Origin of the sequence: Dactylosporangium siamense, assembly GCF_016862795.1 — a bacterium.
Classification (GTDB): domain Bacteria; phylum Actinomycetota; class Actinomycetes; order Mycobacteriales; family Micromonosporaceae; genus Dactylosporangium; species Dactylosporangium siamense.
This window is the reverse complement of record NZ_BONQ01000022.1, coordinates 17648-42015: the sequence shown is the minus strand read 5'-3', so window position 1 is coordinate 42015 and position 24368 is coordinate 17648. Positions and strand designations below refer to the sequence as shown.

The window sequence follows — 24368 nt, the reverse complement described above, 5'->3', positions numbered from 1 at the left end:
GATCACTTCTTCCTGGCCTTGCCGGCCGCGGCGGCGGTCATCGGCGTGTAGTGCGGGTCCTGGGCGAGCGACGTGCGGAAGGCGCCGAGGACCGTAGGGTCGTCGGAGACCTGGAACTGTTGCGTGGGGCCCTTGTTGTCGGTCGGGTCGGACTCGAAGTACATGACGGCCCGGATCTGCGGGTTGGCCTTGAAGGTCGCGGACGCGTCCGCGAGCCAGGTGGCGCGCTGCTCGGTGCCCCAGGCGCGGGCCACCCCGAACTCGCCGATCATCACGGGTTTCGTCGGGTGCTGCGCGCAGAACTGCAGGAACTCCCGCATCAGCGTGCCGATCGTGTCATACCGGCTGCCGGCATAGACGTCGACGCAGTTCCAGTCGACCTGGTCGTCGCCGGGGTAGAACTCGTCCGCGTAGCCGCCCTGGAAACCCTCCACGGTCGGGCACCATACCCAGGAGGCGTTGGTGGCGCCCTCGGCGGTGAAGATGGCCCGCACATGTTTCCACGCCGCGGCGTAGTCCGCGCCGGACCACATCTGGGCGCGCAGGTTCGGGCGGTCCATCTCCCACCGGTACCGCAGCAGCACCGGACGGCCGAACGCCTTGAGCTCGCGGGCCCGCTCGCGGATGAGGTCGTCGTAGCGGCCCATGGTGATGAGGCGGGTGTCGCCGCCCGCCCACGACAGCATCAGCGTCGTGCCGCGAGCGGCGAACTGCTCGTCGGAGGCGTTGAAGAAGTTCTCGTCGAAGCGGCGGTACGTGTTGACGATCGCCATCTTCCGGCCGACCGACTTCTCCCAGGCGGTCATCGCGGTGAGCCGGCCGGACTCGGTGAGGTGTTCCGGCCGGACCCACGCGCCCAGGTAGGAGCCGCGCTTCGGGGGCGCGATGGGGCCGGCCGCGAACGGACCGGTGGAGGTGGCGATCGCCGGAGGAGCGCCTGGCGACGCCGGTCCGGCCGAAGGCGTCGGCTGCCTGGGTGCCGGCGCGTCCTTCGTGGGCATGACGGTGAGGGTCACCGCCGTCGCCCCGGCCACGACGGCGACCACGACGGCGGCGATCAGCCCGATCCGCTTCACTACGAGCACTTCCCTCCGAGAGCTACTTGGGTATCCGGCGGGCCACGTACAGCACGTCGGTGGCCACGCCGGACAGGCGGCCGCTGCGGGCGGCGAGGTCGTCGGCGCGCCGGGCGACCGGTCGCAGCCATTCGCGGCGGTACGCGCCGGCCGGGCACAGTGCGAAGCCACGCCGCTCGACGACCTCGAAGCCGTGCCGGGCGAGGAGCTGCTCGACCTCGGCGTGGTGCAGCTCGGCGAACCACTGGTTGGCGCGGTTGGAGCGGTGCCGCAGGTGCCGCAGCGACGAGCGGTTGCCGTGGTTCTCCACGACCAGCAGGCCCGAGTCGGCCTCCGGCAGGATCTTCGCGGCGAACGCGATCGCCCGGTCCCGGACGTCCTTCGGCGCGTTGAGCAGCAGCCGGAACACGGTGACGAGGGCCGGTCCGTCCACTGTGGCCGGCTCCGGGACCGGCCCTTCCCCGTCGACCTGGTGCAGTTTCGCGTAGACGCCCGCCTCCTGGGCCTTCGCGAGCATCTGGGCGGAGACGTCGTAGCCGTGCGCCGCCCGTACGACACCGTGCAGCAGCTTGATCGCCCGGCCGGTGCCGCACGCGAAGTCGTGCTGGACCGGCCGGCGGGCGGTGAACTCGCGGCGGACCAGGCGGCGCAGGAACGCGCGTTGCCGGCCGCTCACCGCCGTCGAGTAGGTCTCCGGCGCGTAGACCACCCGTTCGTACTTGTCGACCGCCTCATCGGACTGGAAGACCTCCGCGTAGTCAGTTCTCATCGTTCCCCCTGCATCAGAACGTGCCTCAAACGCACGGCCGCGTAGCAGTACGCGGCCGCACCCGCCCCCGTGGCGGCGAATTTCACGAGCAGTCCGTGGACCGGCAGCACGGCCAGCTGCGGCACGGCGAAACACGATGTGGCCAGCCCGCAGGCGAGCAGCGTGGCCCGGCCGAACGGGTGCAGGCCGAGGCCACGCACCACCTGGACGAGGGGGACCAGGTTGTTGACGAGCACCGCCGCGCACAGGCCGACGGCGGCACCGAACGCGCCGTGCCGGGGGATCAGCAGCGCGTCGACGCCGAGCATGGTGATCAGGGCGAGGCCCACGTTCAGGAGGTTCCACCAGGTGCGGCCGGCCATGGCGAGCACCACGTCGACCATCCCGCACGCGGTCGCGACCATCATCGTCACGGCGAGCAGCCGCACGATGTGCACGCCGCCCTCGTAGTGCTCGCCGAAGAGGTCCAGGTACTGGTGCGCGTAGGTGAACATCAGCAGGTACAACGGCCAGCAGGCGAGGACGACCCACGCGGTGGCCTGGCGGTAGAGCAGGTTCGCGCCGGCCTGGTCCTGCACCGCGAGGCGTTCGGCGAGGCGGGGCTGGACGGACTGGGTGACGCCCTGGTTGACGAACTGGCCGAGAATCACGAAGCGGCCGGCAACGGCGTACATCGCGGCGGGAGCGAGGCCGGCGAGGGCGGCGACGAGCAGCACATCGACCCGCTGCAGCGCCATCTGGGCGAGGCTGGCGACGGCGCGGGGCGCGGTGAACGCCCAGAACCGCCGAGGGGTGAAATCCGAGATATCGACTTTGGCGGGAGACACCGCCGCGCGCAGCCGCGTCAGCGCGACCCCGGCCAGCAGCGCGGCGGGCAGGTAGGGCAGCGCCCACAGGGCGGCGAACACGTCCGGGCCCCAGCCGAGCGCCCAGACGAGCGCCAGCAACACCAGCTGAAGACCGGGGCGCATGACCCGGTCCAGCAGCACGGTGGGCCGCATCGCGCGAAGACCGCGCGTGGCGGCGAGCAGCGCGTCGCTGAGCGCGGCGAAGGGCAGGAACACCGCGAGGGTCCGCACCAGGTCGGCGCGGCCGGGCAGCAGGTCCGCGGTGAACCACAGCCCACCGCCGATGACCAGCGCGGCGACGGCCAGCGGGACCAGCGCGGTGCGCAGGCACTGGCCGAGGCGGGACAGGTCGCCGACGGCGCGCATCCGGGCCGGCCAGTACACCAGCGACGTCTGCACACCCAGTTTGGCGACGGTGACACCGAGGCCGAACACGGCCGTGGCGGCGAAGAACGCGCCCGCGCCGTGCGGATCGAGGGCGCGGGCGGCGAGCCAGGTGACGCCGAGCCCGGCGACGCCGGTGCAGACGGTGCCGGCGAGGTTCGCCAGCCCACCCCGGGCGGCGCCGCGCAGCATGCCGCTGGGCGTCTCCAGGGTGGGTTTGGAGAGCGTCGCCGTCACGCCGGACTGTCCGCTGTGGACAGCCAGGAGGGGCGGCGGCCGAGCCAGGTGGCCAGGCGCTCGTCGAAGGGTGCGTAGTGCGCCGCGAGCTGTGAGGCGATCGAGTCGTCGAGGCGGTTGCGGGGGCGGGCGTTGTGCCGTTCGAACGCCGGGTACTGCCCGACCCGCGGCAGGCCGAGGAAGTCCAGGACGGCGTCGTACACCGGCTCGGGGCGCAGGAAGAACTCGGTGCTGTCCACGACGTGGATCCGGTCGCGGCCGAGCAGTGCCGCCATCGGCTCGATGTACTCGATGTACTCGCCGCGGGCCCGGTAGGCGTGGTGCTGGTGGGCGAAGCTGTACGCGCCGGGGTCGTTGAGCAGCAGTTCGCGCTGCCCGGCGAGCCGGGAGGGCTCCAGGGCGAGGGCGCGGCCGAAGTCGACCTCCGGCTCGAAGCCCCGGGCGACCTCGTGCGCGTGCTGCGAGTAGGCGCGCTCCACCGGGTCACGGACGAGCACGACGAGCTTCACGTCGGGCAGGTCCGCGGCGATCCTGGCGAGGGCGTGCGGGTGGTACATGTAGTACGGGCTGGACTCGAACGTCTGCGCGGGGACGCCGAGCTCGTCCTGGATCCGCAGCGCCCGCCGCTGCAGCGGGAAGTGTCCGCGATACCAGCGCAGCCCGTGGTGGTAGCCGATGTCGAAGTAGTGCACGCCCTTGTGCAACACGGCCTTGATGACGGCGGGGTGCGCGGCGAGGGCCCGGTAGAGCGACGTGGTGCCGCAGCGCTGACCGCCGCAGATCAGGAACTGCGGCAGCATCCGCCGGCCGGCGGTCAGCTGCCCGTAGTTGCGGGATCCGAAGTGGACGATCCGCTTCATCGTGTCGGGAATCTGCACGGGCATGGTTACAGTGCCTCCACTCGCGCGACGAGAACGGGCAGCAGCCAGCTGCCGAGCACGCCCAGCCGGGCGCCGGCCTCCGCCTGCCGGTCGGTGACGTACCGGGTGGCCAGGTCGATGAGGTACAGCAGGGTGGTCACCTCGACCGCCTGGCGGTGCACCACGCCGAACGGCAGCAGGAGCTCGGGCGCGGCGTCGATGAGGTCGTTGACGGCCTGCCCCGCCGACGGGGACCGGCCGATGCCGACCTGCAGCGCGTGGTGCAGCGCGTCGTAGCCGATCGGGACGCCGGGGGTGAAGCGTTCCCAGTCCCAGACCAGGATCGTGTCGGTGAGGGAGGCCATGTTCCACGGTGACCAGTCGCCGTGCCAGGAGCCGTACGTGAGCTGGACGCCGCCGGCGGAGCGGGCGATCCGCTCGGCCGCGGCCCGCAGCGCGCCACCCTCGGGGTGCTCGGCGACGGCGTCGAGCCGGGCGCGCAGGCGGGTCCAGTAACCGCTGTCGTCGAGGCGGCCGCGCCGGGTGCCGCAGCAGGCGGCGACCTCGCGCATCGCGTTGGCCAGCCGGGGCGCGGTCAGCGGGGCCCTGGGCCGCCACACTGGCAGCGCCGACTGGACCAGCACCTCGTGCTCGCCCCACTGTCCGATGTGGAGCGCGCCGGGCACCCGCAGCGCCTTGAGCCCTGCGGTCGACACGGCCGCGAGGGCGTTGCCCTCGGCCTTCACCAGGGCCCGGGTCAGCGACGACGTGCCGAGCTTGGCGAACGCCGTGGTGGTGCCGTCGGCGGTGAGCAGCTGCAGCACCGGCTTGCGGTTGGCCCGCGCGGGTCCGATGTGGACGCTGAGCCGCACGTCGGCCTCCAGCACGCGGCGCAGGTAGGTGTCGATGGTGTCCGCGCCCGGCGTCACCCGCAGCCGGTCCCGCAGCAGCACCGACGACGCGCCGGTGCGCAGGGCGGCGACGACCGCGTCGCGCTTGAGCTTCGCCACCCGGGACTGCGGCTCGGCGTAACGGCGCACGGCGGCGGCGGCGAGGCGGCGGTCGTCGGCGGGCACCAGCAGCCGCGGCTTGCGGGCGTTCGGCACGACCAGGAACTCCACCGTCGCGGTCCCCTGTCCCGGGTACAGCAGGGCGAGGACCTCCTCGATGTACTGCGCGCGCAGCTGCTCGTCGTCGACCCGCAGTGCGGCCGGGGCGGTCTTCACGGGACTCATCGGCTCTCCAAACGGTTGCGCCACAGGACGGCGTACGCGAGGAAGGTCAGCGCCAGCGGGGAGACGAGCGCGTTGTACCAGAACATCGCGGCGAAGCTGGACACGATCGCGGCGGTGGCGGCGAGCCCGGCCGGGGTCGCGTCGCGCCGGAAGCGCCACAGCCCGACGACGAAGAACCCCAGGTAGGTGACGGTGCCGAGCAGCCCGTGCGCGAAGAGGAGCTGCCACAGCTGGCCGTTGCCGCCGATGGTGAAGTTGCCGCAGCGCTCGCAGTCCTCGCTCTCGCCGACCGCGATCGAGTTACGCCCGCCGATGGTGTTGCGGGTCGAGCCGAAGCCGATCAGGGGCGACTCGACCACCCCGCCGATGGCCTTCTCCGTGGTGTACATGCGGACCCCGTTGGACTTGCCGTCCTCCAGGCGGGCGGTGACCACGTCGCCGAGCGGGGTCGTGGCGACGGCGACGGCGACCACCACGCCGGCGACCCCGACGAGGCCCAGCGCGGCGAACCGCCCGCGCAGCGCCAGCCGCACCGCCACGTACAGCACCATGACCCCGAGCCCGATCCACAGGCCCCGGTTGAGCGAGTAGACGATCGGCGCCATCGCGATGAGCAGCGTCGCGATCGTGAACGCCTTGGTGCGGCGGCTCTTCGTGAGCGACCAGCCCGCGACGAGCAGCCAGCCCACCAGGAGGCAGACGTTGTTTCCCCAGGTGTTGGTGTACCCCCAGGGCGCGCCCGGTCGCGGGGTCTCGCCGCCGAGCAGGTTCATGATCTGTGCGGCGGTCGGGTGCACCAGCGACTGGATGAAGCCGTTCTCGCGCAGGTGGTGCGGCAGCAGCAGCTCCAGCGGCGCGGTGAACTCGAACGTCGGCGCGGCCATGCCGAGCAGCCCGCCGGCGACGGTGACGACGAACAGCCAGGCGAGCAGCCGGATGAAGCGCCGCTGCGGCAGTTCGCGGCGGTCGACGTTGCCGGCGTAGACCAGGATGACGGTCAGCGCCAGGTAGCCGCCGAGCCGGAACGCGAAGGACACCAGGCGGCTGGCCGCGGTGCCCGGCACGGTGCCGGTCGGGTCGGCGCCGAGGCTGAACAGCCCGAGGCCGACCACGGCCAGGAAGAGCAGCCACAGCAGGAACCCCGGCGGCAGCTTGACGAACTGGCCCGACGCGCGGTGCCGGATCAGCGACACCGCCATCGGCACGGCGACCAGGAAGAAGATCAGGGTGCCGAGACCGAGCGCCCACCACAGCGGGTAGAGCATGAGCAGGCCGGTGACGGGCCAGGCGGGCAGCCGGTGCGGCCGCTGCGTCAGACCTGGTCGCGGTGCCGCCTGCAGTGAGGGATGGTTCGCAACAGCGGTCATGCGTCCTCACTTCGCTCCGGGCGCCTGACCCAACACCTGCCACATGACTCGCTCGCAAGCTCACTCATCGGCGCTTGTCGGCGCCGTTCTCGCCCGCGGTGTCGGCGTTGACCCGGGTCACGGAGATGGTGCGGGTCTGCCGCTTCGGCACCGACGGGGACGCCGGCACGACCTTCGGCGCCGTGACGGTCGCGGCGGCGGCAGCGGTGCGGACCCGCGGCGGCACCACCGGCTCCTCGGTCTCCTTCGGCGGCAGCTTGTCCAGGATCGTGGTCATGTCGTCGGCGACGGAGATCGGCTGGTCGTCGCGCTCCTCGGTGCCGCGGGCGCCGGCCAGGCGGGGCAGGACCACCGCGCCGAGCAGTGGCGTGCCGACCCGGCGCAGCTGGTCGGCGGCGTCGGCGACCTCGGTGTTGCGGGTGCGCCGCAGCTCGACCGCGACGATCGCGGCGTCGGCGAGGCTGGCCAGGCTCTGCGCATCGGCGCTGGTCGCCGTCGACGGCGCCTCGACGACGACGTACGCGGCGCGTTCCCGCAGGGTCGCGAGGGTGTCCCGCAGCGCCTGCGACTGCAGCAGCCCGCCGGCGCTGGCGGTGCCGCCGGTGGTGACGACGCTGAGGTTGGGGTGCCGCGGCGCGCGCTGGGTGGCGCTGCTGAGGGAGAACCGGCCGGCGAGCACGTCGGACAGGCCGGGCACGGACCGCACGCCGAGCATCCGGTTGACGCTGGCGGTGTCGACGAGGCTGTCGGGAAGGTGCGCGCAGACGAGGACCGTTTCGGCGCCGGTGCGGGCGAACGCCGCCGCGAGGTTGGCCGCCACGACGGTCGAGGCGGCACCACGGCTCGCGCCGGCCACCACGACCACCTGCCCGGCGAGCGCGACCCGGGCGTCGGCGCCGTTCGGCGCAGGGATGCTGGCGAGGACCTCGTTGCGGAGCCGGTTGAAGATGCGGCCGCCGGCGCCGAACGGCGCGAACACGTCGTCGAGGCGGGGCTTGACCCGGCCGGGGACGGCGGCGAGGACCGTGACGTCGACCCGGCGGGGCAGGTCGGAGGGGCGGCGGACGCGCTGGTCGAGCCGCTCGCGGAGCAGCGCCGCGCCGACGCCGAGCAGCAGGCCGACCATGGCGCCGCTGGCGAGGTTGAGCAGCCGGTTGGGCTTCACCGGGCGGGACGGCAGGTCCGCGTCCCGGATGATCTTCCCGGCGTTGACGGTCGTGGTGAGCAGCTGGTTGAGCTGACCCGCGAGGGTGTTGATCTGCGAGGTCGCGGTGGTGCGCTGGCTCTCCAGGTTCGGCCGGTTCGGGTCGGTCGGGCGGAGGTTGGCGAGCCTGGTGTTGATCTGCAGCAGGCTCGCGTTGAGCTGGTTGAGCTTGTCCTGCAGGATCGCGATCCGGCCGGCGACCTCCGTCTTCGCGCTCTCCTCGCGGTTACGCAGGTACGCCTCGGCGAACGCGTGCGACCCCGCCTGGGCGGTCCGGGCGTTGCTGGAGGAATACGTGATGACCAGGAACGTGGTGTTCGGCGGCACCTCGACGCGCACCTGGCGGGCCAGCTCGTCCGGCGTCTCCGTGGCGCGCATCAGCTCGCGGGCGTCGGTGGCGACCGTCGTGGAGGTGACGAGCTGCGCCTCGTTGTCGAGGTTGATGTCGCCCTTGGTGCGGCCGCTGGTGGAGTTCGCGTCCTGCCCGTTGCCGAGCGGCGAGACGAGGACGGAGGTCGCGGACTCGTACACCTTCTTCTGCATCCCGGTGAACTGCCCGGCACCGAGGAGACCGGCACCGACCATCAGGAGCACCAGCCACCAATGGCGCCGGGCCATGCCGAGCAGGTCGACGCCCGGTGAGTCGGTATCGGCGGAAAGCTGGCGGTTGGCGTCCATGAAGCGGCGGCCCCTTCGGCGTCAGGTTCTCCAGGGGCTAACGCTTCCGAGACGTCCGGCGTAATGGGCTGATGTGCCCGCTTTTACGGAATTGGCCGGAGATCCAGCCAGCCGTTGTTGCCGAGGTACCGCAGGACGGTGGTGACCGCCTCGCCATACGTCAGGTCCGTCGTGTCGATCGCCAGCTCGGCGTCGGTCGGTGCCTCGTACGGGTCGTCGATGCCGGTCATGCCCTTGATCAGTCCCGCTCGCGCCTTCGCGTAGAGCCCCTTGCGGTCGCGCCGCTCGCATTCTTCGAGCGGGGTCGACACATGGACCAACACGAAACCGGCCCCGGCGTTACGGGCGAACTCCCGCGCCGCGGCCCGGGCCTCGTGATACGGCGCGATCGGGCAGCAGATCGCCACCCCGCCGTGGCGGCCCACCTCGGCGGCGACCCAGCCGATCCGCTTGATGTTGGTGTCGCGGTCCGCGGCGGAGAACGTCAGGCCCGCCGAGAGGTGCCGGCGCACGATGTCGCCGTCGAGGAGGGTGACGGTGCGCTCCCCCGACTCCTGCAACGCGTCCGCGACCCCGGTCGCCATCGTCGACTTGCCGGAGCCGGACAGGCCGGTGAAGAAGACGACCAGGCCCCGCTGCCGGCGCGGCGGCCGGGCCCGGGTCAGCTCGCGGGCGACCGCCGGCGGCGTGTGCCACTCCGGCAGGATCGTGCCCCGGTCGAGGTGGTCCTCGATCTCGCCGAAGGTCAGCGGCAGGCGGCGGTGCTTCGGCGGGATGTCGTCCAGCGAGCGCCACTGCCCGTCACGGCCGTCGTAGGCGAGCTCCCGGGGCACCAGGACCCGCAGCCCGCCGCCGGACAGCATCGAGTCGCTGGACGCGAGCAGGTGGGTGACGCCGTAGGCGGCGGCGACCCGGGTGCGCAGCATCGCGGCGCGGATGTCGTCGCCGCCGCGGTGCGGCAGTGGCAGCGCCACGATCGTGCAGTCCGGCATCCGGTCCCGCGCCGCGAGCACGCAGCGGACCAGCGCCTCCGGGGCCAGCCCGTCGGGGCCGGGGCTGCCGACCGGCACCAGCACGAGCAGGTGGGCCGCGAGGGTCCGAGCGGCACGCGCGATCTGTGCCAGCTGCGGGCGGTGCAGCGGGCGGTCCGCGATGACCCCGAGGATCCGGCCCTGCGGCAGGGTGCCGCGCACCTCGGCCGGGGTCCTGCGCATGCGGCGGAACGCCCCGTGGCTGCCGTCGCCGAGGCGCTTGACCCGGCCGGCGGCTCCACCGAAGCCCTCCCGGGTCGGATACACCTCGACGGTGTCGAGCGCGGCGATCGGCGCGCCTTCCAGATCCGCGAGGATCAGCACCCGTTTGCCGGGGTCGGCGACGTCGAGATGGCCGAGCACGGCCAGCGGCACCTCCAGGGACACCGGCACCGGCCAGGCCGTCCCGTCGGCGAGGCGGCCGTTGCGCCGCAGCGACGTCAGGTCGGCCAGCCCGAGGAAGCCGGTCAGCGGACGGTACGCCTCCGACAGCAGCAGCTCCAGGTCGGCGAGCTCCGATGGCCTGGGCGTGTAGGTCGGGGCGTCCCGGAGCACCTCGTCCGGCAACGCCCATCCATCGACAGCCCAACCGTTCACAGACACGCTCGACAGTCTGTCAGTCTTGGTTTGTTTTCACCCCGTTGGGGTCCGGTCATCCGGTGTTGCGCATGCCGGCCGCGATGCCGTTGACCGTGGTCAGCAGCGCCCGCTCCAGCGCCGGATCCGGCGAGGACTTCCGCCCGCCGCCCCAGACGCCGCTGTCGGCGATCTTGCTGGCCCGGTACTGGGCGAGCAGCGACACCTGCAGGTGGTGCAGCGGCTGCAGGTAGCTGTCGCGGACGCCCAGCGTGCGGTCCAGCACCGGCTGGCGCTCCAGCAGCGTCGACTCGCCCGTGATCGCGAGGACCTCGGTGACGGTCTTCTCGTACTCCGCGCGGATCACCTCGAAGACCGGCTTCAGGTCCTCGGGCACCAGCGTGTCGACATACCGCGACGCGATCTCCAGGTCGGTCTTGGCCAGCATCATCTCGACGTTGGACAGGAACGTGCCGAAGAAGTGCCACTTCTCGTGCATCTCCCGCAGCACGTCGCCGAGGCCGGCGACCCGGGCCGCCTCCAGGCCGCTGCCCACGCCGAACCAGCCGGGCACGATCTGCCGCGACTGCGTCCAGCCGAACACCCACGGGATCGCCCGCAGCCCGCCGAGGCCGGCGTCGGCGTTCGGCCGCTTCGACGGGCGGGAGCCGATGTTGAGCGCGCCGAGCAGCTCGGTCGGGGTCGCCGCCCAGAAGTACGCCGGCAGGTCCGGGTTCTCCACCAGGGCGCGGTAGTTGGCGAACGCGGCCGTCGACACCGTCTCCATCGCCGAGTCCCAGCGGGCGAGCGCGTCGGCGGGCTGCCGGGGCTCGGTGTGCAACAGCGCACTCTGCAGCACGGCGGCCAGGGTCAGCTCGAGGTTCTCCCGGGCCAGGGCCGGCAGCGTGTACTTGTCGGAGATGACCTCGCCCTGCTCGGTGACCTTGATCGCGCCGTCGAGCGTGCCCCACGGCTGCGCCAGGATGGCCTCGTGGGTCGGGCCGCCACCGCGGCCGACGGTCCCGCCCCGGCCGTGGAAGAGCCGCAGCCGCACCCCGTGCCGGGCGGCGACGTCCCGCAGCTGCCGCTGCGCCTTGTGGATCATCCACTGCGAGGTGGTGATGCCGGCGTCCTTGTTGGAGTCGGAGTAGCCGAGCATGACCTCCTGCACGTCGTTGCGGGCGCGCACGATCGCCCGGTAGACCGGGATCGACAGCAGATCGTCCAGCAGCTCGCCGGCCATCTCCAGCTCGCGGGCCTGCTCCAGCAGCGGCGCGAAGCCGACCCTGGCCCGGGCCGACTCCATCGACGCCCCGCCGAACCCGGCGCCGGCGCTGACCTCGACCAGGCCCCACTCGCGGGCCAGGACGACCGCGGCGAGCACGTCGTCGATGCCCTGGGTCATCGAGATGATGTAGGTCTCCACGACCTCCGGGCCGAACCGGTCCTGCACCTCGCGGATCGCGGCGAACACGTCGAACGTCTTGCGCGCGGTGTCGGTCAGCCCGGTGTCGCGGGTCGCCAGGGGACGGCGGCCGTTGAGCTCGTCGATCAGCAGCTGGCGGCGCGCGTCGCGGTCCAGGTGCGAGTATTCGACCTCGCCGACCCGGCGGTACAGCTGCGACAGCACCTCGTGGTGCGCGTCCGCGTGCTCCCGCACGTCGAGCGTGGCCAGCTGCAGGCCGAACGCGGACAGCGTCCGGATCGCCGAGGCGAGCTTGCCGGTCGCGGCGAGCTGGCCGCCGTTGCGGGCCAGGGACGCCCGCATCAGCTCCAGGTCGGCGATGAGCTCGCCGGTGCCGAGGTAGTCGCGGCCCTGCTTGTGCGGGGTGCCGGTGGCCAGCCGCGTGCGGGTGTGCTGGAGCTTGAGCCGGATGCAGCGCAGCTTCAGCCGGTAGGACTCCTCGAGGTTGACCCGCCGGTAGCGGGCCGGCAGCTCCGGCAGGTTGTCCAGGTCGGCGGCGAGGCTCGCGGACAGGTCCAGCGACACCCCGCGCAGGCGCTTGGAGACGGAGATCTCGTCGATCAGGCCGTCGATGATGCTCTCGGCGGCGCGGATGCCGTACTCATGCTGGATCAGCAGGACGTCGCGGGTGACGGCCGGGGTGACGAACGGGTTGCCGTCGCGGTCGCCGCCGATCCACGAGCCGAAGCTCAGCGGGCGGGCGGTCGGGGGCAGCTGCACCCCGAGGTCCTTGAGCGTGTCATACAGGTCGTCGAGCACCTGCGGGGCCGCGCCCGTGGCCAGGTCGGCGAGGTAGTAGACGGCGTTGCGGGCCTCGTCGCTCGGCTCGGGCCGCTCCAGCCGCAGCTCGTCGGTCTGCCACAGCAGGTCCAGCAGCTCCGCCAGCCGGCGGTCGGTGCGGGCCGTGCGGGTCTTGTCCGGCTCGAGCGAGCCGTCCAGCGCGGTCGCGACCGCCTCGGCGTCGAGCTCGTCGCCGACGGCACGCAGCTTCGTCAGGATCGACCGGCGGGCGGCCTCGGTCGGGTGGGCGGTGAACACCGGCCGCACCGCGAGCTTCGAGGCGATCGAGCTGATCTCCTTCACCCCGACCCCGCGGTCGGCGATCAGCTTCGCGGCCCGCTCCAGCCAGCCGCCCTCACGCACGCGGATGCGGCGCAGCTCGCGCGCCCGGTGCACCTGCTCGGTGATGTTGGCCAGGTGGAAGTAGGTGGAGAACGCCCGGGCCAGCTGGGTGCCGGCGACCACGTCGAGGCCGGTCAGGCGCTCGGCGGCGGCCTCAGGGTCGGTGCGGACCAGCGCGCGGACCTCTTCGACGAGGTCGAGCAGCTGCTGGCCGTCCTGCCGCACGAGACTCTGCCCGAGCAGCGAGCCGAGGCGACGGATATCGGCGCGCAGCGCGGCGTCGGCGTCGCTGGACGCGGGTGCCTCTGCAGACATGCTGGATCCCTCCGGACGAGTCGGCTGGGACGGCGCTGTCCGTTTTCACCGGCATCGTATCGGCTGCCGCGACGCACCGTGCCGTTCCGGTGAGTCACGCCACTGTTTCTGTCTCTCCTACCCTCATGCTCGCTGCGCTCCCACGCAAACCCTTCGTCCCTTACCCTCGGTGGTTTTGTCAGACCTCGGGGATAGGCTGGTACTGCTCGATACACCCCCCGCCCATCCTGGGTGCCGGGGTTGTTTGCCGTGCAGATGGGTTGCTCCAATGCCAAGGCTTGCCGGTCTGACCTCCGCCGCTCTCACCGACCCCGCGCTCGCCCGTGTCCGTGACCTGGCCCGGGGCGGTCGCAGCGATCAGGTCGACCTGACCGCGCCGCCGTCGCTGCGCACCTTCGTGACGGCGGTCGTGGCGGCCGAACGGCCGGTCCTGGCGGTCACCGCCACCGGCCGGGAGGCCGAGGATCTCGCCGCGGCCCTGGGCTGTCTCCTCGACCCCGCTGACGTCGTCGTCTACCCGGCCTGGGAGACGCTGCCACACGAGCGCCTCTCCCCCCGCTCCGACACCGTCGGGCGGCGCCTGGCCGTGCTGCGCCGTCTCGCGCACCCCACACCCGACGCGGGCCTGCCCCGGGTGGTCGTGGCGCCCGTCCGGTCCGTGCTGCAGCCGCAGCTCAAGGGCCTGGGTGATCTTTCGCCGGTGGCCCTGTCCGGCGGCGACGCGGCCGACCTCGACGAGCTCGTGGCGCGGCTGGCGCACCTCGCCTATGCGCGGGTCGACCTGGTCACCAAGCGCGGCGAGTTCGCGGTGCGCGGCGGGATCCTCGACGTGTTCCCGCCGACCGAGGAGCACCCGCTGCGGGTGGAGTTCTGGGGTGACGAGGTCGAGGAGATCCGCTCCTTCGCCGTCGCCGACCAGCGCACCATCGAGAAGGTCGAGCGGCTGTGGGCGCCGCCGTGCCGGGAGCTGCTGCTCACCGACGAGGTCCGGGCCCGGGCCGCGGCACTGTCGACCGACCACCCGCAGCTGGCGGAGCTGCTGGACAAGCTGGCCGGCGGCATCCCCGTGGAGGGCATGGAGTCCCTGGCGCCGGCGCTGCTCGGCGACACCGACTCCCTCGAGCTGGTCCTGCACACCATGCCCGCCGGCACGCACGTGCTGCTGTGCGACCCGGAGCGGATCCGCACCCGGGCGCACGACCTGGTCCGCACCAGCGAGGAGTTCCTGGAGGCGAGCTGGGCCGCCGCCGCGGTCGGCGGGAAGGCGCCGATCGACCTCGGCGCGGCCGCGTTCAAGAGCCTGTCCGAGGTGCGCGCGGCCGCCGCGTCGCTCGGGCTGCCGTGGTGGTCGCTGAGTGCTTTTTCTCTGGACGCGTCGTCGGTGGCTGCCGACGAGCCCTGGCGTCTCGGCGAGGATCTGCCGGTGGTCGTCTCCGACGATGCGATCACCATCGCGCTGCCGGCGCAGCCCGCGCCGCTGTATCACGGTGAGACCGCCCGAGTGGTCGACGACCTGAAGCGGCTCGCTGGCGACGGGTGGCGTCTCGCCCTCGTGTTCGAGGGCAGTGGTCCCGCCCAGCGCGCCGTCGAGGTGCTGCGCGACGCCGGTCTGGGTGTCGTGCTGGCCGACGGCATTTCGGAAGTGCCCGCGCCCGGAATCGTCACCGTCACCACCGGCTCGCTCGGCAACGGCTATCTCGACGAGGGCGCCCGCCTGGCGATCATCACCGGCACCGACATCTCCGGCGGGCGCGGCGCGTCCACCAAGGACATGCGCAAGATGCCTTCGCGGCGGCGCAACCAGATCGACCCCCTGGAGCTGCGCACCGGCGACTACGTGGTGCACGAGCAGCACGGCATCGGGCGATACATCGAAATGGTCCAGCGCACGGTGAACGGCGCCGACCGGGAATACCTGGTCCTGGAATACGCCGCGACCAAGCGCGGCCAGCCCGGCGACCGGCTCTTCGTGCCCACCGACCAGCTCGACCAGCTGTCCCGCTACGTCGGCGGGGAGACGCCCACCCTGCACAAGATGGGCGGCTCCGAGTGGCAGAAGGCGAAGTCGCGGGCCCGCAAGGCGGTCCGGGAGATCGCCGCGCAGCTCATCCAGCTCTATGCGGTCCGGCAGAACTCGCAGGGTCACGCGTTCGGCCCCGACACGCCGTGGCAGCGTGAGCTGGAGGACGCGTTCCCGTATCAGGAGACCCCCGACCAGCTCGCCGCGATCGAAGAGGTCAAGGGCGACATGGAGAAGCCGACCCCGATGGACCGCCTCATCTGTGGCGACGTCGGCTACGGCAAGACCGAGATCGCGGTGCGCGCCGCCTTCAAGGCCGTCCAGGACGGCAAGCAGGTCGCCGTGCTCGTGCCGACGACGCTGCTCGCGCAGCAGCACTTCAACACGTTCTCCGAGCGGGTCTCGCAGTTCCCGGTCGAGGTGCGGCAGCTCTCGCGCTTCCAGACCCCGACCGAGACGAAGCTGACCATGGAGAAGGTCACCGACGGCACCGTCGACATCGTCATCGGCACCCACCGGCTGCTGCAGACCGCGACCCGGTTCAAGCAGCTCGGCCTGGTCATCGTCGACGAGGAGCAGCGCTTCGGCGTCGAGCACAAGGAGTTCCTGAAGCAGCTGCGGGCCTCGGTCGACGTGCTCACCATGTCCGCCACCCCGATCCCCCGCACCCTGGAGATGGCGATCACCGGCATCCGCGAGATGTCGACGATCGCCACCCCGCCGGAGGAGCGGCACCCGGTCCTCACCTTCGTCGGCGCGCAGGACGACAAGCAGATCTCCGCCGCCATCCACCGCGAGCTGCTCCGCGACGGCCAGGTCTTCTACCTGCACAACCGGGTCGAGTCGATCGAGCGCGCCGCCCGCAAGCTGCGCGATCTCGTCCCCGAGGCCCGGATCGCGGTCGCGCACGGCCAGATGACCGAGGACGCCCTCGAGAAGATCATGGTCGGCTTCTGGGAGAAGGAATACGACGTCCTCGTCTGCACCACGATCGTGGAGAGCGGCATCGACATCCCCAATGCCAACACCCTGATCGTCGAGCGCGCCGACCTGCTCGGGCTGTCCCAGCTGCACCAGATCCGTGGCCGCGTCGGCCGCGGCCGCGAGCGCGCGTATTCCTACTTCCTCTACCCGCCGGACAAGCCGCTGACCGAGCACGCCCACGAGCGGCTCGCCACCATCGCGCAGCACACGGAGCTCGGTGCCGGCATGTATGTCGCGATGAAGGACCTCGAGATCCGAGGCGCCGGCAACCTCCTCGGCGGCGAGCAGTCCGGCCACATCGAGGGCGTCGGCTTCGACCTCTACGTGCGGATGGTCGGCGAGGCCGTCGCGCAGTTCAAGGGCGAGCGCCCCGAGGAGGAGGAGCCCGACGTCAAGATCGACCTGCCCGTCGACGCCCACCTGCCCCTGGAGTACATCTCCGCCGAGCGCCTCCGCCTCGAGATCTACCGCAAGATCGCCGGCGCCAAGGACGACCCGGCCCTCGACGAGATCGTGGCCGAGATGAAGGACCGCTACGGCGAGCCGCCGCTGCCCGTCGCCAACCTGCTCGCGGTCGCCCGGTTCCGGTTCCTCGCCCGCGCCTACGGCCTGACCGACGTCTCACTGCAGGGCAAGCACGTCCGCTTCGGCCCGCTGCAGCTCGCCGACTCGAAGCAGATGCGTCTCAAGCGCCTCTACCCGGAGTCGGTCTACAAGGCCGCGGCGGACACGGTCTCCCTGCCCCGCCCGTCGACCCGCCGGGTCGGTGGCGAGCCGATGCGTGACACGCAGCTGCTGGAGTGGGGTGCCGAGCTGTTGAAGACGGTGCTCGGAGATCCGGTGCCGGTGTCCTGACCGGTGCGGTCCGCGACCGCTTCAGGCGCGATGCGCGGGCCGGTGGGTGAGCCGGTGATGCAACGACCGCGCCAGCAGCGCCGCGGCGAACGGCGCGTCCTCGCGCAGGTAGCGGCGCGCCAGCCGGCGAGGTTCGCGGGCGAGGCGGTCGAGCCACTCGAGGCCGGCCTTCTGCATGGCCGGGTTCGCCCGCTGGATGTCGCCGGCCACGAAGTTCACGGCGGCACCGCAGCCCAGGAACCAGGTGCCGGGCAGCGCCGCACGCAGCCGGCGGATCAGGTGCTCCTGGCGCGGGAAGCCGATGCCGACGTAGACCATCTCCGGCTCGGCGTCGATGACGGCGGCGCACACGGCTTCGAGGCTCGCGGGGTCGGCATCGAAGCCGAACGGAGGGCACAGCGTGCCGGCGACGCGCAGGCCGGGGCAGTCGTCGGCAAGGACAGCGGCGGCGCGGTAGGCACCATCGGGACTGGCCGCGGCGCGGTGGGCACCATCGGGGTCAGCGGCGGCGGGTGTGCCACCGAGGACGAAGACGCTGCCACCGTCGGCGGCGAGGGCCCGGGAGAGCGACCAGATCAGGTCTGAGCCGGCGACGCGGGCGGGGAGGTTCCAGCCGGCGAGGCGGGCCGCCCAGACCAGGGGCGTGCCGTCGGCGACGACCAGGTCGGCCTCGCGGAGCTGGGCGCGCAACTGGGGGTCGCGGGACACCTGGCGGAGGATGTCGACGTTGGGCGTGACGATCCAGCCGCCCTCGCCGCGAGCCAGCGCCGAGCATACGTGGGAGACGACTTCCGCTTCGGTCAATGGGTCCACGGAGAGGCCGCCGAGAGGGACCCGCCGCCAGCGCGCTCTGGTGTGCAGCATCGTTCATCCGTAATTCGTCGTTAGAGGTAACAGATGCCAGCACAGCTGGCATATCTACCAAAACGACCAAGGAGGACGGTTGGTACGCGTTCTGTTCCTCGGCGGGCTCGGGCGTAGCGGGACCACCCTGCTGGAGCGCCTGCTTGGCGAGCTGCCCGGCGTGTGCCCGCTCGGCGAGGTCGTCCACCTGTGGGAGCGCGACGTCGCCGGTGACGAGCGCTGCGCCTGCGGGGCACACTTCTCATCCTGCGACTTCTGGCAGGCGGTCGGGGAGAAGGCATTCGGCGGGTGGCAGCACGTCGACGTGTGGCGGGTGCTCGCGCTGCGGCACGCGGTCGAGCGGACCAGGCACATTCCGCGGCTGGCCAGCGTCCGGATGAGCCCCTCGCACCGGCTGCTCGTCGAGGAGTACGCCGACTGGTACGCCCGGCTCTACGAGGCCGCCGCGGTCGTGTCCGGGGCCTCGGTGCTGGTCGACTCGTCGAAGCACGCGGCGCTCGCGTACTGCCTGCGGTTCGCGCCGAGCATCGACCTGCGGGTGGTGCACATGGTCCGGGACAGCCGGGGCGTCGCATACTCCTGGACGAAGAAGGTGACGCGGCCGGAGACCGACGGCCTGGAGGAGATGACCCGGTACTCGCCCGGCCGGTCGGCGCTGCTGTGGAACGCGCACAACATGGCGCTGTCGGTGCTGGACCGGTGCGGCGTGCCGGTCATGCGGGTTCGCTACGAGTCACTGCTGGACTCCCCGGAGACCGTCCTATCGGAAATTTCCGAATTCTCGGGACTGGCCAGCGGCGGCATGGACTTCCTCAGCGGCGGCACCGCGGAGCTCGGCCCCTGTCACAGCGCGGCCGGCAACCCGATGCGCTTCACCGTCGGCCCGGTCCCGTTGCGCCGCGACGACGCGTGGCGCACGGCCCTGCCGGGGCGGCAGCGGCGCGTCGTCAGCGCGCTCACCGCACCGCTGCTCGGCATGTACGGCTACCGGGGTGCCCGATGAACACCGCCGGACACTGGCCCAGCGTGGGCGTGGTGGTGCCGACCCGCAACCGGCCCGAGCTGCTCGCCCGCGCCGTGGAGGGCATCATCGCCCAGGACTACCCGGGCCCGGTCCGCACGATCGTCGTGTTCGACCAGCACGACCCGGACGTGACCCTCTGCCGTGGCGGCGACCGGCCCCTCGACGTCCTGCCCAACCTGCGCAAGCCCGGTCTTGCCGGGGCCCGCAATACCGGCATCGTGGCCCTGGACACCGACCTGGTCGCCTTCTGCGACGACGACGACGCGTGGACCCCCACCAAGCTGCGCCGCCAGGTCCTCGCACTGCAGCAGCGTCCTCAGGCGGAGTTCTGCACGGCGGCGATCGAGGTCGAGTTCGGCGACCGGCTCACCCCCCGCCTCGCCGGGGCGACCCTGGTGGGCCTCGACGACCTGGTCCGCTCCCGGATGTCGATGCTGCACTCGTCGACGTTTCTGGTGCGCCGCTTCGTGTTCGCCGACGATGAGATGGGCCTCGTCGCCGAGGACGCGCCGGGCAGCCAGAACGAGGACTGGGACCTGCTGCTGCGGGCCGCCAAACGCGGCGAGATCGTCCACGTCGACGAGCCGCTCGTCCGCGTCCTGTGGGGGCGCACATCGATGTTCGCTTACGAGTACGCCACCAAAATGGCCTCACTGCGGTGGATGATGACGCGCCACCCGGAGATCGCCGGCTCCGGAACCGGTGCGGGCCGCGTCTACGGCCAGCTCGCGTGCTGGTCCGCCGCCTCGGGCAACCGCCGCGACGCCTGGCTCTGGACCAAGGCCGCGATGCGCTCCAACTGGCGCGAACCCCGGGCCGCGATCGCCCTCGCCGCCGTCACGGGCGTGGTCAAGGTCGAAAGCGTCCTGGGCGCCCTGCACCGCCGGGGTCACGGCATTTGAAAAGGGGCCCTTCGACTGAAGGGCCCCTTTTTGCGATGCGATGGTCAGGCGCCGTCACGCTCGACCAGGACAATTGCGCCGCGGCTGGTTGCGATGGTCAGGCGCCGAGGCGCTCGGCCACGTCTTCCTGGCCAGGCGCCGAAGCACTCGACCAGGTTCACGACGGCGGTCAGGCGCCGAGGCGTTCGGCCACGTCGTCCTGGTCAGGCGCCGAAACGCTCGACCACGTCTTCCTGGCCAGGCGCCGAAGCGCTCGACCAGGTTCACGACGGGCGGTCAGGCGCCGAGGCGCTTGGCCAGGTTCTGGTCGAGGGCGTTCATGAACTCGTCGGTCGTGAGCCACGGCGCGTCGCGCGAGATGAGCAGCGCGAGGTCCTTGGTCATCTGGCCGGCTTCGACGGTGTCGACGCAGACCTGCTCGAGCGTGTCGGCGAACGCGGTGACCTCCGGCGTGCCGTCGACCTTGCCGCGGTGGGCGAGGCCACGCGTCCACGCGAAGATGGAGGCGATCGGGTTCGTCGAGGTCTTCTCGCCCTTCTGCCACTGGCGGTAGTGCCGCGTGACGGTGCCGTGGGCGGCCTCCGCCTCGACGGTCTTGCCGTCCGGGGTCATCAGGACGCTGGTCATCAGGCCGAGCGAGCCGAAGCCCTGCGCGACCGTGTCGGACTGGACGTCGCCGTCGTAGTTCTTGCAGGCCCAGACGAAGCCACCCTCCCACTTCAGGGCGGCGGCGACCATGTCGTCGATGAGGCGGTGCTCGTAGGTGATGCCGGCCGCCGCGAACTCGTCCTTGAACTCGTTCTCGAAGACCTCGGCGAACAGGTCCTTGAACCGGCCGTCGTAGGCCTTCAGGATCGTGTTCTTGGTCGACAGGTAGACCGGGTAGCCGCGGTCGAGGCCGTAGCGCAGCGACGCGCGGGCGAAGTCGCGGATCGAGTCGTCGTAGTTGTACATGCCCATGGCGACGCCGCCGCCGGGGAACTTCGCGACCTCGAACTCGATCGGCGCGCCGCCGTCCTCGGGCGTGTAGGTCACGGTGACCTTGCCGGGGCCGGGCACGACGAAGTCCGTCGCCTTGTACTGGTCGCCGTGGGCGTGCCGGCCGATGATGATCGGCTTGGTCCAGCCCGGGACGAGCCGCGGGACGTTGGACATGATGATCGGCTCGCGGAAGACCACGCCGCCGAGGATGTTACGGATGGTGCCGTTCGGCGACCGCCACATCTTCTTGAGCTTGAACTCCTCGACCCGCGCCTCGTCCGGGGTGATCGTCGCGCACTTGACGCCGACGCCGTACTGCTTGATGGCGTTGGCCGCGTCGATGGTGACCTGGTCGTCGGTCTGGTCGCGGTACTCGATCGACAGGTCGTAGTACTTCAGGTCGACGTCGAGGTACGGCAGGACCAGCTGCTCGCGGATCTGCTTCCAGATGATGCGGGTCATCTCGTCGCCGTCGAGCTCGACGACAGGGTTGTTTACCTTGATCTTCGCCATCGGCCGGGCGCTCCTCTCGCGGCTTGCCTTCGCTTAGCAGTACGAGCGTACTGCATCGAAGGGATCAGGAGCCGAGGACCCCGACCCCGAGGCTCACGACGCCCGCCGCGAGCGACACCGCGCCGATCCAGATCATCACCATGGCCCCGTTGGGCTTCGTGCGGCCCTTGCCTGCGGACGACGCGAAGAAGCCGCCGGACATGAGAATGGCGGCAGCCAGCACGCCACCTCGCGCGATCCAGCCGAGGACTCCGTCGATCCCGGCCAGATCGGCATAGAGGATGCCCACGAGCCCGAGCGTGACCAGGACGCCGGCGTGGGCATGTCCGGCACGCGCGAACGCCTGCTGAAAGGGCGTCATCGGCACGTCACCGCGCACGATCTTGGTGAGGAACCAGCCGCCGACCTCGATGGTCACGATCGAGAGCAGGGCGATGCCAGCCAGGATGCGACCCGCGTCGGTGAACTCGAACTCCATCTCGGACCACTCCCCGTCACTGCCAAGTTAAGCTATGCCAGTGACGATAGCTGGCGGTGGCATCACTGGTCAAGGCGACATAGACAGTTACGTGTTGACGCACGTCGAGCTGTGTCTCGTCCTCGTCAACGACCTCGTGGTGACGCCGCGGCAGGGCCGTCATCTGGGCGTGGACCAGCGCATCGGCATTGCGTTCACCGACCTGGCCGAGACCGAGCGGTGGCAGGGGTTCCCGCTGGCCGGCGCCGACATCGACGTCCTGACCGACGCCGCGGCCCGGCTGCGGGTCGCGGTGGACGCGTGCATCGCCGCCGACCTGCACAGCGCCGCCGCCGCGCTCAACGCGGTGCTCGCCGACCACGGCGCGGTGCCCAACCTGCACGGGGCCGCCGTCCTCGCGTTCCACGCCGTCGAAGCCAACGTCGTCGACGCCTGGGCCGCGGAGTCGGCGACCAGCCTGGCGTTTCTCGTCGGCACCCGGCAGACCCACCGGCTCGGCCAGTGCGACGCCGAGGTGTGCGACGCCTACTTCCTCGACGTCACCAAGAACGCCTCCCGGCGCTTCTGCTCGCTCGCGTGCCAGAACCGAGCGAAGTCCGCCACTTACCGACAGAAGCGCCGGGTGAAATTGTCGTAGGTACCCGGCATCCTGTTCCTCGTGAATCTCAGGCGCTCCGCAGTGCGTCCCGCTGACCGCTTCGCCGCGCGTCCCGTCATCCGCGGGACCGGGCTCGTCGCCGTGGTCGCCGGCATCTCCGCCGTCGTCACCGGCCTCGCGCTGCCCTGGACCCTGTCCGGCAGCCGCCACCCCGACGGGGTGACGATCGCCGGCATCGTGTTCCTCGGGCCGCTGCTCAGCGGGCTCTGCGTGGCGTATGCGCGCACCGAGCCGCGCCGGTTCCGGCTGACCGCCGCCGTCGCGGCCGTGGCCGGGCTCGCCGCGACCCTCGTCGCGATCGGCCTCGCCCGGCTGGTCGAGCCCAGCGCCGGCGTCGGCCTCGGCGGCCCGGTCACCGTCGCCGGCGCGGCCGCCCTCACCCTCGGCTGGCTGCTGGCCGTCGCCGGGGGCCCCGGCGCGCTGCCGGGATCGGCCCGGCCCTGGCTCACGGTCGCCGCGACCGCCGTGGTGCTGGCGGTCGTGGCCGGATTCGCCGTGGACTACGCCCGCGAGGGCCGCTTCGTCGACGCCACGACCGCCGGCGATCCGCCCGCCGCCGGCGAGCAGACCTGGCCGCTGCCGTATGTCGGGGTGCAACTCGTCGGGGTCCACGATCAGCTGGCGATCGTGCGGGCCGAGGACGGCATCCGGGCCGTATGGCTGGCCAGCGGCGCCATCGCGTGGCGCTACCTGCGCTCCGACCTGCCGACCCAGACCGCCGGCCTGGTCGACGGCCCCGCCGGCGGCACCGTCGTCGTGGTCTTCGGCACCGACGACGGCGTGCTCGTCACGGCACTGGACGCCGGCAGCGGGCAGGTCCGGTTCACCCAGCGGTACCAGGCCGGGAAGATGGCCTCCGTCCACGGCGCCGGCCGCACCGTCGTCCTCGCCGGCTCGGGCATCGGCGCCGGCGACCTGCTCGGCATCGACGCCACCGCCGGCACCCTGCTGTGGCGATGGACCCCCGCCCGCAACGGCGGCCCCTGCGACATCACCGACCTCGCCACCACCGCCGTGACCGTCGCGGTCGCCCTGCGCTGCCGGGCCCAGGGCGTCGACGACGTCGCCGTCGGCCTGACCGCCACCACCGGCGCCGAGCGCTGGTCCTGGCACACCATCCAGCGCAGCCCCACCGAGCTGCGCGTCTACGCCACGGGCGACGGCTTCGTCACCGTCACCGGCGCCTCCCCCCGCCGCGCCGTCTACATGGACGCGGACACCGGCACCGTCGGCAACCGCCACGACGCCGCCGGCGCCCTGGCCGTGCCGGCCGCCGGCGGCCTCCTGCTCTACGCCGAGCCCAGCGGCGAGCGCGCCCACCTCACCGCCGTCGACGTCCGCACCGGCGCCGTCAAGTGGGACGTCGGGCTGCCCGGCCTCGGCTCCTACCAGCCCCTCGCCGCCACCACCGCCGCCGACAAGGCCTACATCCTGTGGCGCGGCCCGGACGGCCGCCTCCGCCTCATCGGCGCCCGCACCACGGACGGCGGCGCCACCGAGGACCGCACGATCACCTGCACGACCCGCTGCCCGGAGGTCGCCCTGGCCGCCGCCAGCACCCACGCCGTCGTGGCCACGAGGGAGGAGAAGGGCGCGGAGCTGTACCTCAGCGCCACCTGACCCACCCTCGCCGGTTCACCGCGGGTCGCACGCGCCGCCGCGACCCGCGGCAGTCCCACCGACTCGACCCGACGCGATCCCACGGCAGCAGCTGATTCTCGTGATCGAAGTTGCGCACCGGCCGCCCGCACAGATGCCCGCACAGCCGACACACGACTTCGATCACCGACACGACCGCGCCAGCGCCAGCGCCAGAACACATCGCGCAAAGGGAACGGGACCGCACCAGCGCCAGAACACATCGCGCAAAGAGGCGGGACCGCACCAGCGCCAGAACACATCGCGCAAAGGGAACGGGACCG

The 24368-nt window shown here is 72.0% G+C and carries 17 protein-coding genes; 5 read left to right on the top strand and 12 right to left on the bottom strand.

Going from position 1 to position 24368, the window contains the following annotated elements; all coding sequences use genetic code 11:
• Positions 1-2: 2 nt before the first annotated feature.
• From Dsi01nite_RS06905 to ppc, 9 genes are all read right to left on the bottom strand, one after another.
• Complete coding sequence (locus tag Dsi01nite_RS06905) at positions 3-1076, bottom strand: glycoside hydrolase family 26 protein (RefSeq protein WP_203845189.1); 1074 nt, start codon at positions 1074-1076, stop codon at positions 3-5.
• A gap of 22 nt (positions 1077-1098) precedes the next feature.
• Positions 1099-1845 carry a methyltransferase domain-containing protein gene (locus Dsi01nite_RS06900; protein WP_203845188.1) on the bottom strand — a complete coding sequence of 249 codons (747 nt, stop codon included), beginning with the start codon at positions 1843-1845 and terminating at the stop codon, positions 1099-1101.
• Complete coding sequence (locus tag Dsi01nite_RS06895; RefSeq protein ID WP_203845187.1) at positions 1842-3314, bottom strand: lipopolysaccharide biosynthesis protein; 1473 nt, start codon at positions 3312-3314, stop codon at positions 1842-1844. Before Dsi01nite_RS06895 ends, Dsi01nite_RS06900 begins: the two co-directional genes overlap by 4 nt.
• Positions 3311-4198 carry a sulfotransferase domain-containing protein gene (locus Dsi01nite_RS06890; RefSeq protein ID WP_203845186.1) on the bottom strand — a complete coding sequence of 296 codons (888 nt, stop codon included), beginning with the start codon at positions 4196-4198 and terminating at the stop codon, positions 3311-3313. The genes Dsi01nite_RS06895 and Dsi01nite_RS06890 overlap by 4 nt, the downstream gene beginning before the upstream one ends.
• Positions 4199-4200: 2 nt before the next feature.
• Positions 4201-5409, bottom strand: a complete 1209-nt coding sequence (locus tag Dsi01nite_RS06885) for a hypothetical protein (protein WP_203845185.1) — start codon at positions 5407-5409, stop codon at positions 4201-4203.
• Positions 5406-6776: an O-antigen ligase family protein gene (locus tag Dsi01nite_RS06880; RefSeq protein ID WP_203845184.1), complete on the bottom strand. Its 1371-nt coding sequence runs from the start codon at positions 6774-6776 to the stop codon at positions 5406-5408. Before Dsi01nite_RS06880 ends, Dsi01nite_RS06885 begins: the two co-directional genes overlap by 4 nt.
• Before the next feature lie 64 nt (positions 6777-6840).
• Positions 6841-8658 carry a GNVR domain-containing protein gene (locus Dsi01nite_RS06875; protein WP_203845183.1) on the bottom strand — a complete coding sequence of 606 codons (1818 nt, stop codon included), beginning with the start codon at positions 8656-8658 and terminating at the stop codon, positions 6841-6843.
• Between the two features lie 83 nt (positions 8659-8741).
• Positions 8742-10286 (bottom strand): adenylyl-sulfate kinase, encoded by a 1545-nt coding sequence (gene cysC, locus Dsi01nite_RS06870; RefSeq protein ID WP_203845215.1) that lies wholly within the window; start codon positions 10284-10286, stop codon positions 8742-8744.
• A gap of 55 nt (positions 10287-10341) precedes the next feature.
• Entirely contained in the window at positions 10342-13167 is a 2826-nt protein-coding gene (gene ppc, locus Dsi01nite_RS06865; RefSeq protein ID WP_203845182.1) for a phosphoenolpyruvate carboxylase, read from the bottom strand.
• Between the two features lie 268 nt (positions 13168-13435).
• Here ppc and mfd point away from each other — a divergent pair, with 268 nt between their 5' ends.
• Positions 13436-17026: a transcription-repair coupling factor gene (gene mfd, locus Dsi01nite_RS06860; protein WP_203845181.1), complete on the top strand. Its 3591-nt coding sequence runs from the start codon at positions 13436-13438 to the stop codon at positions 17024-17026.
• Between the two features lie 21 nt (positions 17027-17047).
• On the opposite strand, the gene Dsi01nite_RS06855 is transcribed toward mfd, so the two are convergent.
• Positions 17048-17890 (bottom strand): WecB/TagA/CpsF family glycosyltransferase, encoded by an 843-nt coding sequence (locus Dsi01nite_RS06855; RefSeq protein ID WP_203845180.1) that lies wholly within the window; start codon positions 17888-17890, stop codon positions 17048-17050.
• 79 nt (positions 17891-17969) lie between these two features.
• Here Dsi01nite_RS06855 and Dsi01nite_RS06850 point away from each other — a divergent pair, with 79 nt between their 5' ends.
• Together Dsi01nite_RS06850 and Dsi01nite_RS06845 are read left to right on the top strand one after the other, a co-directional pair.
• Positions 17970-18893: a sulfotransferase gene (locus Dsi01nite_RS06850; protein ID WP_203845179.1), complete on the top strand. Its 924-nt coding sequence runs from the start codon at positions 17970-17972 to the stop codon at positions 18891-18893.
• Positions 18890-19816, top strand: coding sequence for a glycosyltransferase family 2 protein (locus tag Dsi01nite_RS06845; protein ID WP_203845178.1), 927 nt, complete (start codon positions 18890-18892; stop codon positions 19814-19816). The genes Dsi01nite_RS06850 and Dsi01nite_RS06845 overlap by 4 nt, the downstream gene beginning before the upstream one ends.
• Positions 19817-20092: 276 nt before the next feature.
• On the opposite strand, the gene Dsi01nite_RS06840 is transcribed toward Dsi01nite_RS06845, so the two are convergent.
• Positions 20093-21310, bottom strand: coding sequence for an NADP-dependent isocitrate dehydrogenase (locus Dsi01nite_RS06840; protein WP_203845177.1), 1218 nt, complete (start codon positions 21308-21310; stop codon positions 20093-20095).
• Positions 21311-21374: 64 nt separating this feature from the next.
• Positions 21375-21788 (bottom strand): hypothetical protein, encoded by a 414-nt coding sequence (locus Dsi01nite_RS06835; protein ID WP_203845176.1) that lies wholly within the window; start codon positions 21786-21788, stop codon positions 21375-21377.
• A gap of 94 nt (positions 21789-21882) precedes the next feature.
• Between Dsi01nite_RS06835 and Dsi01nite_RS06830 the strand changes: the two genes are divergently transcribed.
• Positions 21883-22425: a CGNR zinc finger domain-containing protein gene (locus Dsi01nite_RS06830; RefSeq protein ID WP_203845175.1), complete on the top strand. Its 543-nt coding sequence runs from the start codon at positions 21883-21885 to the stop codon at positions 22423-22425.
• A gap of 42 nt (positions 22426-22467) precedes the next feature.
• Complete coding sequence (locus Dsi01nite_RS06825) at positions 22468-24066, top strand: outer membrane protein assembly factor BamB family protein (protein ID WP_203845174.1); 1599 nt, start codon at positions 22468-22470, stop codon at positions 24064-24066.
• Positions 24067-24368 lie beyond the last annotated feature (302 nt).